The organism is Providencia sp. UF-224 (assembly GCF_058245955.1).
Map to the genome: position 1 here is coordinate 36,501 of NZ_JBSICC010000021.1, position 14,733 is coordinate 51,233.

Consider the following 14,733-nt stretch of genomic DNA (forward strand, 5'->3'; position numbering starts at 1 on the left):
CGCGATGTTAAATAATCGAGCGAGCAAAGTAGGAGCCTCTCTGCTGGCTCTTTTTTTTATCCTAACTTATTTGTTGCCGTTGAACAGCCGTTTACTTTGGCAACCAGATGAAACCCGCTATGCAGAAATTAGTCGGGAAATGCTTCAACGTGGGGATTGGATTGTCCCTTACATGTTAGACGTGCGTTATTTTGAAAAACCTGTCGCAGGCTATTGGATAAATAATATTAGCCAAATGATTTTTGGTGAAACTAATTTCGCGGTTCGCTTCGGTTCTGTTTTTTGTATTCTTCTTAGTGCGTTACTTGTCTATCGCATGGCAAAAATGATGTGGCGTAATAACCACGTTGCTTATGTTGCAAGCTTAATCTACATCTCTATGTTCTTGGTCTTTTCAATCGGAACATACAGTGTACTTGACCCAATGTTATCGCTGTGGATTGCAGCAAGTATGTTTTGTTGCTTATGGGCAATGAAGGCGAGGGAGGTCAAGACAAAACTGGCAGCATGGGTTTGTTTAGGGCTAGCCTGTGGTATGGCCTTTATGACCAAAGGCTTTTTGGCTTTAGCCATTCCAGTTATTGTCATGCTACCTGTCACTCTATACCAAAAACGCTTTCTTGAGCTGATCAAATATGGCCCACTTGCCATTATTTCTGCGGTTATCATTAGTTTGCCGTGGGCGCTGGCGATAGCGAAGCAAGAGCCTGATTACTGGAATTATTTCTTTTGGGTTGAACACATTAAGCGCTTTACTGCTGATGATGCGCAACACATTGCGCCATTTTGGTACTACATTCCCATTATATTATTGGGAGCGCTTCCATGGGCTGGGTTAGTGCCAGGAGCAATCATAAAAGGCTGGAAAGAACGAAAATCAAGCCCAGATATGTTCTTCTTACTGTGTTGGTTTATTGTACCTGTCCTGTTCTTCAGTATTTCACGTGGTAAATTACCCACTTACATGCTGCCTTTTATGGCGCCACTGGCGTTACTGATGGCGAAATATGGTGTTGATTGTGTAAGAAATGGCACCATGCGAGCGCTAAAAGTAAACGGAATCATTAATGTCGTATTGGGAATTGCCGCAGTTATCGCTGTCATTGTTGTGAGCACAGTGATTAAAAAACCATTATATGAGCCCGATGAATGGTCGAAAATGGTTTTAGGCGTGGTGGCTTTCTCAATTTGGGCGATAATTGGATATTTATGCACAGTGCTAAACGCTAAGTATTGGTTGTGGGCGGCATCATGTTCGTTAGCAATTAGCTTATGTATTGGCAGTGCTTTACCAAATAATACTATCGATTCCAAGCTACCTCAGAATTTTATTCATCAAAACCATGACTTATTAATGAACAGTAAGTATTTGATGGCAAGTAACGTAGGCGTAGCAGCGGGGTTAGCGTGGGAAACGCAAAACTCAAATATCTATCTGTATAATAGCAGTGGTGAACTTAGCTACGGTTTAGAGTATCCAGATAGCCAACACCGTATCGTTAAGCCAGACGCATTTGCAGCGTGGCTGGAGAAAGCACGCAAAGAAGGGCAGGTCACGGTAGTGTTTTTATTAGGCCGTAACGAAGAGCTTCCTGATATTCCTAAGCCAGATGAAGTGATTAAAAACTCACGTATGGCAATCGCGGTGTATCATCAACAATGATTGCACAATTATTGTTATTATTGCTCGTCAGTGTACTGACTTGTATTGGGCAAGTTGCTCAGAAACAAGCCGTGGTTAGTTGGCAAAGCGAAAAAGAAAATAAAGCAGCATCAGCCCTTAAGTGGCTGGTGTTTGCTGTTTTAATGCTTGGCCTTGGTATGTTGTTTTGGTTAAAACTGCTTGAGACCATGCCTCTGAGCATTGCTTACCCAATGTTAAGTATTAATTTTGTCCTGATCACCTTGATTGGGCAGTTTGTATACAAAGAGAAAACGGGGCTAAACCATTGGCTTGGTGTGGTTGCTATTATGATAGGGATATTACTCATGAGTATCAGCGTATGAATAAAGGCTATTTATGGGTGATTGGTAGCGCCTTATTAGTGACCGTGGCGCAGCTCAGTTTAAAGATGGGGGTGGTTGCATTACCGTCATTTTCTTTAGGTTGGCATTGGTTGCAAGTTGATTGGTTATTGGCAAATATCACTAGCTTAAGCATTATTTTTTTAGGGTTAGTGTGTTATGCCTTGTCGATGCTGTGTTGGTTGTTTGCCTTAAAGTATATTGCTCTGAATAAAGCGTATCCACTTATTAGCTTAAGCTATGTGTTTGTGTATATCTTAGCCGTTGTTTTACCTTGGTTTAATGAGCCTGCGTCATGGTTGAAAGTCGCTGGTATTGCATTTATCTTACTGGGTGTTTGGTTAATTAGTCGCCCAACTAAATTGTCTGATAAGCATTAATAGTACAATATGATGAATTGTTTGTTTTTTATTCATTAGCCATTATGATATAAGTTAAATATAGCAATAAGATGAATGATTAAGGTGCTTTATGGTGATTAAAATACAACACTTGCCGTTATTACTGTGCTTGGTTTTAATTGGTTGTTCATCAACATCCGTTAAGCGTACTGCACCACCACCGCTAAAAACCCAGCTGTCAGACCCTATAATGACCATCGCTCAGTTAAAAGACCAGCTAGAACAATGGTATGGCACGCCTTATCATTATGGTGGGATGAGTCAAAGCGGCGTTGATTGCTCAGGTTTTGTTTATCGAACGTTTAATGACCGCTTTGCGATTCAACTACCTAGAACTACCGTCGACCAAACGCAACTTGGTACACGCATTGATAAAACGGACTTAATGCCTGGGGATCTGGTGTTTTTTAAAACCGGTTCTGGCGAAAATGGGCTGCATGTTGGTATTTATGATACGGACAATACCTTTATTCATGCATCAACCAGCAAAGGTGTGATCCGTTCATCCATGGATAACGTGTATTGGCGAAAAGTGTTCTGGCAAGCCAGACGCATTTAAACTCGCAATTTTCTTTAGTGATTATGCTATCTTAAGAGCAAGTTTTGTTTTTAGGATAGCTTCATGTCAACATTACGTTTACTCATTTCAGAATCTTTTGATCCTTGGTTCAACCTTGCTGTTGAAGAAACCATTTTTAGGCAAATGTCAGCCGATCAGCGTGTGATGTTTTTATGGCGTAATGCCGATACCGTGGTCATTGGCCGTGCACAAAACCCGTGGAAAGAATGCAACACTCGCCGAATGGAAGAAGACAATGTTCGTCTTGCTCGTCGTAGTAGTGGCGGTGGTGCTGTTTTTCATGACTTAGGCAATACCTGTTTTACGTTTATGGCGGGCAAGCCTGAGTACGATAAAACGGTTTCAACGCAAATCATTGTTGATGGACTTGCGAATGTGGGGATTTCCGCTGAAGTTTCAGGACGTAATGATTTAGTGCTCAACACAGAAAATGGTCCACGAAAAATTTCAGGTTCTGCTTATCGCGAAACGAAAGACCGCGGTTTTCACCATGGAACTTTGTTGATTAATGCAGACTTAAGTCGGTTAGCCAATTACCTTAACCCAGACCCTAAAAAACTGCAGGCAAAAGGGATCACCTCGGTTCGATCTCGCGTCGCAAATCTCTCTGAACTCGCCCCAAACATTAGCCACGAAATGGTCTGTGAAGGCATTATTGAAAGCTTTTTTAGCCATTTTGGCGAAACGGTTGAAGCGGAATATATCTCCCCTGAAAAACTACCTGACTTGCCAAATTTTACGGAAACATTTGCCAAGCAAAGTAGTTGGGAATGGAACTTTGGCCAAGCGCCTGCGTTTTCTCATTATTCAGATACTCGTTTTCCATGGGGCGGGATTGAGTTCCACTTTGATATTGAAAAAGGCGTAATCACACGTTGCCAGTTTTTTACTGACAGCTTAGACCCCACACCTCTTGAGTGGTTAAGTGAGCATATGTTGGGGAAAGTGTATCAAACAGAAACGATAAGAATGTTATGTGGTCAGATGAAACAGCAATGGCCTGAGTTACAAGATCAACTCAGTGATTTAGAGAACTGGTTAGTACACGAGTTAAGTTAAAAAATGAGCCGACATTGTCGGCTCAGACATAGACTTCAAAAAAACTAACAACTAAATAGGAAGGAATGATCTTGAAATGAAACTCATTAGTTATGACAACTGCATGTCATAAAACTTTTGCATTCTGGCAGCTCACCGGTTTGACGGAATTTTGCTGGGGTCGTATCAAAATGTTTTTTAAAGATACGAGTAAATGTAGCTTGTGAACTGAATCCATATTGCAGAGCAATATCAAGGATTGGTAAGTTGCCTTCACGTAATGATTTAGCAGCTTCTAACAAACGACGTTTACGGACGTATTCGCCAAGCGTGCAGCCTTTCATTTCTTTGAAAACACGCTGTAAATGCCATTTAGAATAACCACTCTTATCGGCTATTGTGTCGATTTTGATGCCTTCATTGCGTTGCAACTGGCTTTCAAGCCATTTAACGATATCGTTGACTACACTTTCTGACATGTTTACCTCCTACTCAAGTAGGCTATTGTTCATTAATAACTAATAATAACTCACGAAATTGAAGTCTATTCTTCCTTTTTTTCCGATATATCGATAGGCTAAACGTGCTTTTTTTGAATGAGAATAGCTATCGGTATGATAGCTATTGAAAAAATCAACATTTTAAACATACACTGATGAATGTTTAAATGCGTTGATAATCAAGTTGTTACCATTTTATTTTTTGTGATTTGTACAATAGGAATTAGGTTGAAAATACTCGTTCAAATTTTTTGTTCGAACCGTTCGATTTTATTAACCAAGTAAATAATTGAAAAATTAATTGTGTATTTTTTATAACAATAGACAGGAAATTCCGAGTTAATTGTATTGGTTAAAATGACTGTAAGTATTCAAAATTTGAGATTTAATATTTAGTATCTTTTCAATACTGAAATAATTGGCTTTAATTAGGTTTAAATTTTGAAAATTAAAAAGGTAAAAGATGAATTAATTGATTATTGGCGTTATTTGCTCGAAAAAATCGAGAGAGTGTTTTGCATTTAAATTCATTAAAATCAAAAAATAACAAATTTTACTGCCAAAGATTATCCTATATGCTGAAATCTTATTCAGGTAATTTTTCTAATGCTTGACGTATCTGTGCCATCACTTTGGGTGTACTTAGGCTAAAGTGTAACATGCCTGTTTCATTCACTACCACTAATGACTTACTTTTGCCCGCAGGTGTCATTGACATGCCGGGGAGCCGCCAAATTCCCTCGGCCCCCCCGAGAGCTTTAGCACTTTCATGGCAAACTATAATCAAGTCAGGCTGCCTTGCGATAATACTTTCAGGTGAAAGCGGTTGGTATCGTTTACTGGTCGCCATGATATTTTTAGCACCAACTGCTGTAATGAGTTTATCGGCGGTTGTATTCGCGCCAGCAGTTAAGGGTAAAACACCGCCTTTATTAATAATAAATAAGACTTTTTTATCTAGGGGAGTGGTATTGATTTGTGCCAGTTCATTTTGGAAGTTTTTGATGAGCTTTTTTCCTAGTTGGTTTCGTTCAAGGTGTTTTGCAATTAGCTTTATTTTTTCTGGAATGGCTTCTAATGTCACACCACGGGTAATATTTATGACAGGTATACCCTTGTTTTGCAGTAACAACAAGGCTGAAGAGGGTTTTGCCTGATCGCTTGCGAATACGAGGGTAGGTTCCATTGATATTAGATGTTGATAATCAATTTTCTTAATATTCCCGATAGTTTCATATTGTTGTGGGAATAGCTGTATTAGATCTGAAGACTCACGCGCAATAATATTTTTACCAAACTTAAGGGCGAAAATAATTTCGGTTACATCATGCCCCAATGAAATGATGCGCTCTTTTGATAATGAGTGACTTGATATACACAGCATTACTAACATTAGAAGCCAATATTGCATAAAATAACTCAGTGATTAAATACGAGGTAGGGAAAGCACTTGTTGCTTCCACTGAGTTTGTTCAGGTACGCCTTCTGTTCGTTGCCCATACATTTGAATGATTTGGTTTCCTTGGTTATCAAAAACCTCTAAGCTTGTGACAAAACCTTCCTGCGTTGGCTTACGGGTTACCCAGCATTCTGAAATGCCATTTTCAATAATATGTAAATTAAAATGATTGCTAGAAACATTAAGCCAATCTGTTCGTGTGCTTTCAATTTTTAATGGTGAGAGCTTATTGATAACACCAGTAAATATTTGTACACATCCCCGATTACCGACAAAAAGCATTATTTCATTTTTATCTTGATAAGCGAGCGTAAGTAATTGTGATAGTGCATTGGTAGAAACTTGCCAAGCAAGCTCATTACTTACCGCACGGAACACTTGTTGACGACTTAAGTTGTGTGTTTTTAATAAAGTAAAAAACTGGTGAACATCTGACATATCGCGCCATTGTTGTTCAATTTGTTTTTTTACTTCATCACTAATTTCACTATTTGAGAATGAAGATACCGTTTCTAGCATCAATGGGGGATTATCAATAGAAGTATAATGGTCGATGATATCTTGCCATGCATTCATATCAGTATCTTCACAAGTGTATACTTTGTGTATGGCATCGCCATTTTTATCAAAGAATTGAATGCTGTGTCGCACTTCATTGCCGACTTTTTCTGTCAGCGTAAACATGGAATCCCATTGCGCAAAAAACATGCGTAAATCTAATTGCCCTGGGTTTAAGAATAGACCTGCATGGTCACTGAAACGGGGGTTATCATATCGCCCCGTTTGGATATTCACGACGTAATCATTACGAGTGATCGCTTTTGCTTGACCGATGGTGGCGAGTGCATGGAGTAATTCAGGCAAATTACCTGAGAGTCGTTTTACATTATCATGGCCAACTCTATGAAATAAAAGCTCGGCTTCGGTGATGTTAAGTTGATTTGCTAAGTCCCGAGCGTGTTTATCAGGGAATTGTTGTTTTATCTGTTGATAATTTTCATAACATATTGAATCCATATTGATTTCCTTTTTCTCGGTTGTTTTTAACGGCAATTAATTGGGGTTATTTACAGTGTTAATAACCCCAACTCGACGACTCTATTATTTCGTTACCATTTATAATTCACGTTAAAATAGAAATTACGGCCTTCTTGTGGAATGCCCATAGACGAAACGTAGTTTTTATCAAACGCATTTTTAAGGGCTAAAGTACCGCTTAGCCCTTTAATAAACTGATCAGCTTGATAATTGATGTAAAAATCATGAAGGCTATAACCGGGGTATTGAATGACTTCACGGCGGTAACGGTCTAATTTCTCTACTGATTTTTGATCTGGTAATATGTAGGTATCATCCCCATCAAATTGGGTTTTAGCTGCGAATTCGCCAATCCAACCAAGATTGAACCCTGTGCTGGCTATAGGTGCATCAAAACGAGCAACCAAGTTGCTTGGACGAAGTGAAGAAAGTGAATGGTGTTTTTCATCGTCCTTTCCAATAGTGATGTTATGGGTAATATTTAGGTTAAACCAATGTGTTTTATAGTGAATAAAACTATCAATACCTTCTATGGTAGCGGAAGGGGTATTGGTGTAATAAATCTTTTCGGGTAGCCAGAAATACATAAAATCTCGGCCCACCTTCCGCTTATATATAGCATCGACAGTAATATAGTTTTTCGCTTTGGTGTGAAACAGCGTGGTACCAAACTGAAGGGAGTCCCCTGCAAAGGCAAGTTCATCAAAACTCAACTTCATACCTGTTTCAATCGTTTTATTGATTTCAGGCTTTAAGTCAGGGGAAGGGATAAAGTCCGATTGATAACCAATACCGGGAACACGAAAGTGTTGGGAATTGTTATATAACTCAGCCATGCGAGGTGTTCGGTAGCCTTCGGAATATGAAGAAAATACATTTAGCCAATGTGATGGAGTAGCGCTTACTGCGACCCGTGATGACCAATTTGTATGGCTATCTTCAGCAATCTCTTTACGTGAGGTTTTATAATAAGTAAAACGTGTTCCCGCTGAGAATGTAATGGGTAAGTGTTGCAATGTGAGGTCGTTGTTTAGCCAACCAGAACCATTTGATAGATTAGCGTTAGGGTAACTTATTGAGTATTCATTGGATTTTTGCTCTTGCTGATAATATTCAAATCCGCTTTGAATCGTGTTATTTGCCCAGTTATGCATAGGTAGCATTAAGCTATTGGTGAATTTAGTGCCATAGGTATATTGGCTTCTATTCTCTTCATGGTATTCATTTGGGGTCTTCTTAATTTTAACTAGGTCTAATTGATCTAGTGCAAGGCTTGAGTAGTATAAATCCCAGTCAGCTTGCCAATTAAGTGCATTATTTGGTGAGAAATGCTGGTTAATTAGGATGTCTCTTTTCAGGGCTCCCCTTTCATGTGGGGTATTTGGGAACATCGTTTGGTTAAAGGAAATGCTCGGTTGTTTTTGGGTTATACTGTTATTACGATATTCTCTAAGTTGTATCGCCGCTTGATATGACGGTTGAGCAAACCAGGTTGTTTTTAACATCCAGTTGTGAATTTCTTCATGAGTATCTAACCCTTGAACTTCATATGGGTTATCGAGTTGTGTTTTGCGTTGCTGGTAGCTCAAAATGGTATCGAAGGCGTCAATACGACTAAATAGTGTCGCCCCTGCACGGTAACTATGATCATTTTTGTTAATGCCTGTAGCTACATGCCCGCCAAAATGTTGATCAGGTTTTAATAAATCTGACGCGTTGAGTGTTTTAATTGAAACAAGCCCTGCCAATGCCCCACCACCATGGTGAAGAGAACCACCGCCTTTATGAACAGTGACTTTTTTCACCAGAGTCGGGTCAATAAAGGTAGCATCAAACAAGCCGGAGCTAAAATCCTGCGTGACATTATCGACAGTGATTTTCACACCTCGGCTATCGTAACCTCGCATTTGCAGGCTTTGCCCATACGTACTTCCTGCGCCTGTGACGAGTATCCCTGATTGCCCTTTGAGTAAATCTAAAACGGAAGTGGCAGATTGTAATTCAGGGGCTTGGGCGTCGATAACATCAACTTGCTGAGCAACAGCAATTTTTTCATGATTAAACGGTGATTGGCTAACATGAATAATGTCGCTGGTTTCTTGTTGGGCAAGGGCGATTTGGCTAGTACTGGTCACAGCTAAAGCGGTAGCAAGCGTTGAAAAACGAAATTTGTATTTGTGTTGATTGTTAGAAATTGATGCAGGCATCAGGTTAAATAGCATAGGAAATCCTTTCCTTATGTGTAGTTTAAGCTGGCTGCCTTGATGCTATCTGGGTGGCGTGCTATAGATTGTCGGTATAACTTATTTATTTCGTTAGAATTAATTTACCTGAGCGTGTTTGCTTTAGTTGGTAAATTTCCCCACGGTGTAAAATTTCAACTTTGCCATCCTTATTAAGTAACTGCTGACTATCAACCGTGCGTGTTGTTAGTATCGCCTGAGTAGGTTTTGGTTCAATCGGTACCGAATGTCTTTCTTCACTTTTATCTAAAAAAAGGGTCTGCGATACCATTTGATTTGTCTTTTTCAATAAGGTCATAAAATTTTTCTCATGGGATTTCTAACAAGTAGCGTGTTAGCAGTGAGAATTATTATCGTTAACGGAGTGGAGGGTCAAGAATTTTTTGGATTAAATGAGGTGATAATTAAAAAATAATAGGTATTAATATCGCGATAGGTATTAATCTTGATTTTTTATTTCTTGGGGTGATGGTTTGAACTCGCTTTGATGAGTGATTAATCAAAGCGAGTGGGGAGATAGGGCGAAAAATTATTTAAAACGATGTTCCACGGCTTGAGCAAGAATTTCAATCAGTTGTTCTGTATCATCCCAACCAAGGCAAGGGTCAGTAATAGATTGACCATAAACCAAGGGTTGTTCTGGGCTGACTTTTTGTGTGCCTTCAACTAAAAAGCTTTCCGCCATCACACCGCTAATTGCGGTTGAACCATCTTTAATTTGCTCTGCAATATCACGCGCAACTTCAAGTTGGCGACGATGAATTTTTTGGCAATTACCATGGCTAAAATCAACCACTAAGTGCTCTGGCAGTTCAAATTTACGCAGTTTGTCGCACGCTGCGGCAAGGTCACCCGCACTGTAATTTGGCTGTTTACCACCACGCATAATGACATGTCCATGTGGGTTACCGCTGGTTTGGTAAATAGTCATCTGGCCATTTTTATCTGGTGATAAAAACATATGTTGTGCTTTTGCGGCTCGAATCGCGTCAATGGCAATGTTGATATTACCATCTGTCCCATTTTTAAAACCAACAGGGCAAGACAATGCGGAGGCCATTTCGCGGTGAATTTGGCTTTCAGTTGTACGCGCACCAATTGCGCCCCAGCTAATTAGGTCAGCAATATATTGACCCGTCACCATATCAAGAAATTCGGTGGCAGTGGCTAACCCTATTTGGTTAACTTCAATCAATAATTTGCGGGCAAGGCGAATACCCGTATTGACTTGGCATGAATTGTCTAAGTTTGGATCAGAGATTAAGCCTTTCCAGCCCACAACAGTGCGCGGTTTTTCAAAATAGGTGCGCATGACGATTTCTAAGCGGTCTTGATGACGCTCTTTTAGTTCATGAAGTTTCTTTGCATATTCGATGGCAGCATCAATATCATGAATAGAACATGGACCAACAATCACCAGCAAACGTGGATCTTGACCGGATAAAATCTGCTCAATACGCTTTCGTGACGCTGTCACGTTTTCGGCAACTTCTGCGGATATAGGAAATTCATCAGCGAGAGCTTGTGGCGTGATTAAACTGTCCACTCTCGCAGTACGTAACTCATCAGTTTTGTGCATTTTTGTTCTCAAAAACTTGAATAGGCTGTCGCCATATAAGTGATAAAGATCACAATAAACGAATATGGCTTAATTTCAACCTCCAACGTATATTGAATGAATATTTTTTTTTATTTTATATTCACTAAAATATGCGTCTTTGTAACCCCATGGTATCAATCACTTTTGCAGAAATCTCTTCTACAGAATAGTTAGTAGTATTTAAGTAATTGATTTTATTCTGCCTAAATAACGCTTCCACTTCAGCAATTTCAATTCGGCACTGCCGAATAGAGGCATAGCGGCTATTTTCACGACGTTCTTCACGGATTGCGGCTAACCGCTCTGGGCTAATGGTCAAACCAAATAATTTGTGGGTATACGGGCGTAGTGCTACTGGCAGCTGCAAGTTATCCATATCATCCGCTGTGAATGGGTAGTTTGCCGCTTGAATGCCAAATTGCATGGCTAAATAAAGGCTGGTGGGTGTTTTACCGCAGCGGGAAACGCCAATTAAAATCACTTGAGCCTGGTCAAGATTTCTTAGAGAGATACCATCGTCGTGAGCCAGTGTGTATTCAATTGCAGCAATACGTGCATCGTATTGATTCATATTCTGCATAGATAAACCGTGGGTTCGATTCAGTTTAGGCTCAGGCTCCAAACCAACTTCCTTTTGAATTGGTGCAACAAGGCTTTGCACGATATCTTGGCAAAACCCAGAGCTTTGGGTGATTATTTGTTTAACCTCAGGGGAGATGATGGAATAGAACACCAAAGGGCGAATTTGTGTTTCTGTATAAAGTGCGTCTATTTTTTGCTTGATTTCTTCTGCACGGGTCGGTGTAGTGACAAACGGTAAGGTATAAGAGGTAAATGAAAGGGGGAATTGAGAGAGCACAGCATGCCCTAAAGTTTCAGCTGTAATCGCTGTACCATCAGAAATAAAGAAAACAGTGCGTTGAACTTGGCTGGCTATTGTATTCATTGCTTCTAATTCGGTCATCGTTATTAGTCTCTTATTGTATTTATCACTGGTTATCGAGAGATATTATCTTTGTTTAAAGTTTAAAAATTAGTTTATAGGGGGAAGTATAGCCATTTTTTGAACGATTTTTAGAACAAAAAAGTTTTCTTAATTGATGGAACGATTCACCTGTCCATCTTCTCATAGCGTCTGTGCTAGTCTATTTCACGAGGCGATATTTCGCCAACGAGATTTTTTACGATTTGTACTCTGTCACTAAATTGCTATAAAAGGATCGCTTTCAATGTCCACAAATGGCCTCACTCCGTGTAATGTACTTTGGTATAACCAATTAGGGATGAATGATGTTGACCGTGTGGGAGGTAAAAATGCCTCTCTCGGTGAAATGATCACTAACTTATCTGATCTGGGTGTATCCGTACCTAACGGTTTCGCGACAACCGCACAGGCGTTTAATGATTTTCTGGAGCAGAGCGGTGTAAATCAGCGCATTTACAACCTGCTAGATGAAACGGATATTGATGATGTGAACCAACTGGCTGTAGCAGGTGCTCAGATTCGTCAATGGGTGATTGATACCCCACTGACGAAGGAGTTGGAACAAGATATTCGTGATGCGTTTGCTCAGCTTTCTGAAGGTGAAGCGGAAGCTTCATTTGCTGTGCGTTCGTCTGCGACAGCAGAAGATATGCCAGATGCTTCATTTGCAGGGCAACAAGAAACATTCTTAAACGTTCAAGGTATTGATGCGGTTTTAGTTGCGATTAAACACGTATTCGCCTCTTTATTTAATGACCGTGCAATTTCATATCGTGTGCACCAAGGCTATGACCACCGTGGTGTGGCATTATCTGCGGGTGTACAAAGAATGGTTCGCTCTGATTTAGCATCATCGGGTGTGATGTTCACCATTGATACCGAATCTGGTTTTGATCAGGTTGTTTTCATCACTTCAGCTTATGGTTTAGGTGAGATGGTGGTGCAAGGTGCGGTGAATCCCGATGAGTTCTATGTTCACAAACCAACATTGAAAAATAACCGCCCTGCAATTGTGCGCCGTACCCTTGGCTCTAAAAAATTACAAATGGTGTATGCCAACAGTAAAGAGCACGGCAAACAAGTGCAAATTGAAGATGTACCAGAAGCGTTACGCAATCGTTTCTCTTTGACAGATCTTGAGGTTGAAGAGCTGGCTCGCCAAGCATTGCAGATTGAAAAACATTACGGTCGCCCAATGGATATTGAGTGGGCAAAAGATGGCCATAATGGGCGTCTGTATATTGTTCAAGCAAGGCCAGAAACTGTACGTTCTAATCAGCAAGTAATGGAACGTTATCAGTTAAAACAGCAAGGTCAAGTGCTGGTGGAAGGGCGTGCCATTGGTCATCGTATTGGCGCTGGTAAAGTGAAAGTTATCCATAACCTCAACGAAATGGATAGAATTCAGCCGGGTGATGTGCTGGTCACTGACATGACAGACCCTGACTGGGAACCTATCATGAAAAAAGCGGCTGCGATTGTCACCAACCGTGGTGGGCGTACATGTCACGCAGCAATTATTGCTCGTGAACTGGGTATTCCTGCGGTAGTAGGCTGTGGCGATGCAACAGAGCGCTTACAAGAAGGCCAAAATGTGACGGTTTCTTGTGCTGAAGGCGATACAGGTTTTGTGTATGACGGTGAGTTAGCATTTGAAATTCACAGCTCAGAAGTGAGTGATATGCCGGATCTGAACGTCAAAATTATGATGAACGTAGGTAACCCTGACCGTGCATTTGATTTTGCCTGTTTACCAAACGAAGGTGTGGGTTTAGCGCGTCTGGAATTTATCATTAACCGTATGATTGGAGTTCACCCAAGAGCACTGCTGGAATTTGATAAACAATCGCCTGAATTACAAGCTGAAATTCGTGAAATGATGGCAGGTTATGAAGACCCGATTGAGTTTTATATCGGCAAATTAACTGAAGGGATCTCAACGTTAGCGGCTGCATTCTGGCCAAAACGGGTGATTGTTCGCTTATCTGACTTTAAATCTAATGAATACGCTAACTTAGTCGGTGGCGATATTTATGAGCCAGAAGAAGAAAACCCAATGTTAGGTTTCCGTGGGGCTGGGCGCTACGTATCTGATAGCTTCCGCGCATGTTTTGCGTTGGAATGTGAGGCAGTTAAGCGTGTGCGTAACACTATGGGCTTAACTAACGTTGAAGTGATGATCCCGTTTGTGCGTACTGTTGCACAAGCTGAGTCTGTCATTGCAGAGCTGGCGAAGCATGATTTAAGGCGTGGTGAGAACGGTTTAAAAGTGATTATGATGTGTGAAATTCCATCAAACGCACTGTTAGCCGATCAATTCCTTGAACATTTTGATGGTTTCTCAATCGGCTCTAACGATATGACTCAGTTGACATTAGGCTTAGATAGGGATTCTGGCGTTGTTTCTGAATTATTTGATGAGCGCAACGATGCTGTTAAAGCGATGCTTTCTATGGCGATAAAAGCGGCGAAACGACAGAATAAATATGTGGGAATATGCGGCCAAGGGCCATCTGATCATCAAGACTTTGCTCAGTGGCTAGTTGACGAAGGTATTGATAGCTTATCATTGAACCCAGATACTGTGGTTCAAACGTGGCTAACAATCGCAGAAAACCAATAGCAAAAACTATTCATTAATAGAAAAGGCCGATTAGGGAATACTTAATCGGCCTTTTTACCAATTTGTAATTCCTATTATTGCAATTGGTAATAATAATGGCTTAATAAGATAGATATAAAGGAGACGCGAATGATTATGCATTTAATATGTCATGTATATTCTAAATTAACGTGAATTATTACACATAATGGGTGTAATAATGCGTGGTGATGAGTTAATCATTAACGTGATTAATTAAAAA

The 14,733-nt window shown here is 40.3% G+C and carries 13 protein-coding genes; 6 read left to right on the top strand and 7 right to left on the bottom strand.

What is annotated here, in order from left to right:
• The first annotated feature begins 4 nt into the window (after positions 1-4).
• From arnT to lplA, 5 genes are all read left to right on the top strand, one after another.
• Positions 5-1,663 (top strand): lipid IV(A) 4-amino-4-deoxy-L-arabinosyltransferase, encoded by a 1,659-nt coding sequence (gene arnT, locus AC4IFO_RS17065; protein WP_490736175.1) that lies wholly within the window; start codon positions 5-7, stop codon positions 1,661-1,663.
• Positions 1,660-2,007 carry a 4-amino-4-deoxy-L-arabinose-phosphoundecaprenol flippase subunit ArnE gene (gene arnE, locus AC4IFO_RS17070; RefSeq protein WP_490736177.1) on the top strand — a complete coding sequence of 116 codons (348 nt, stop codon included), beginning with the start codon at positions 1,660-1,662 and terminating at the stop codon, positions 2,005-2,007. Before arnT ends, arnE begins: the two co-directional genes overlap by 4 nt.
• Positions 2,004-2,405 carry a 4-amino-4-deoxy-L-arabinose-phosphoundecaprenol flippase subunit ArnF gene (gene arnF, locus AC4IFO_RS17075; protein ID WP_490736179.1) on the top strand — a complete coding sequence of 134 codons (402 nt, stop codon included), beginning with the start codon at positions 2,004-2,006 and terminating at the stop codon, positions 2,403-2,405. The genes arnE and arnF overlap by 4 nt, the downstream gene beginning before the upstream one ends.
• 91 nt (positions 2,406-2,496) lie before the next feature.
• Positions 2,497-2,985, top strand: a complete 489-nt coding sequence (locus tag AC4IFO_RS17080; RefSeq protein WP_490736181.1) for a C40 family peptidase — start codon at positions 2,497-2,499, stop codon at positions 2,983-2,985.
• Positions 2,986-3,048: 63 nt separating this feature from the next.
• Positions 3,049-4,065: a lipoate--protein ligase gene (gene lplA, locus AC4IFO_RS17085; protein ID WP_490736183.1), complete on the top strand. Its 1,017-nt coding sequence runs from the start codon at positions 3,049-3,051 to the stop codon at positions 4,063-4,065.
• Positions 4,066-4,151: 86 nt separating this feature from the next.
• Here the strand turns inward: lplA and AC4IFO_RS17090 are convergent, their stop codons facing one another.
• From AC4IFO_RS17090 to ppsR, 7 genes are all read right to left on the bottom strand, one after another.
• Positions 4,152-4,523: a helix-turn-helix domain-containing protein gene (locus AC4IFO_RS17090; RefSeq protein ID WP_206084025.1), complete on the bottom strand. Its 372-nt coding sequence runs from the start codon at positions 4,521-4,523 to the stop codon at positions 4,152-4,154.
• 607 nt (positions 4,524-5,130) lie between these two features.
• Positions 5,131-5,955: a heme/hemin ABC transporter substrate-binding protein gene (locus AC4IFO_RS17095; RefSeq protein ID WP_490736185.1), complete on the bottom strand. Its 825-nt coding sequence runs from the start codon at positions 5,953-5,955 to the stop codon at positions 5,131-5,133.
• Positions 5,956-5,970: 15 nt separating this feature from the next.
• Positions 5,971-7,020 (bottom strand): hemin-degrading factor, encoded by a 1,050-nt coding sequence (locus AC4IFO_RS17100; protein WP_490736187.1) that lies wholly within the window; start codon positions 7,018-7,020, stop codon positions 5,971-5,973.
• A 92-nt stretch (positions 7,021-7,112) separates the two neighbouring features.
• Complete coding sequence (locus tag AC4IFO_RS17105) at positions 7,113-9,263, bottom strand: TonB-dependent receptor domain-containing protein (protein ID WP_490736189.1); 2,151 nt, start codon at positions 9,261-9,263, stop codon at positions 7,113-7,115.
• An 85-nt stretch (positions 9,264-9,348) separates the two neighbouring features.
• Complete coding sequence (gene hemP, locus AC4IFO_RS17110; RefSeq protein WP_490736191.1) at positions 9,349-9,582, bottom strand: hemin uptake protein HemP; 234 nt, start codon at positions 9,580-9,582, stop codon at positions 9,349-9,351.
• A gap of 231 nt (positions 9,583-9,813) precedes the next feature.
• Positions 9,814-10,863: a 3-deoxy-7-phosphoheptulonate synthase gene (locus tag AC4IFO_RS17115; RefSeq protein ID WP_490736193.1), complete on the bottom strand. Its 1,050-nt coding sequence runs from the start codon at positions 10,861-10,863 to the stop codon at positions 9,814-9,816.
• A gap of 124 nt (positions 10,864-10,987) precedes the next feature.
• Entirely contained in the window at positions 10,988-11,848 is an 861-nt protein-coding gene (ppsR, locus tag AC4IFO_RS17120; RefSeq protein ID WP_490736195.1) for a posphoenolpyruvate synthetase regulatory kinase/phosphorylase PpsR, read from the bottom strand.
• A 265-nt stretch (positions 11,849-12,113) separates the two neighbouring features.
• Between ppsR and ppsA the strand changes: the two genes are divergently transcribed.
• Positions 12,114-14,492: a phosphoenolpyruvate synthase gene (ppsA, locus tag AC4IFO_RS17125; protein WP_490736197.1), complete on the top strand. Its 2,379-nt coding sequence runs from the start codon at positions 12,114-12,116 to the stop codon at positions 14,490-14,492.
• Positions 14,493-14,733: the final 241 nt, after the last annotated feature.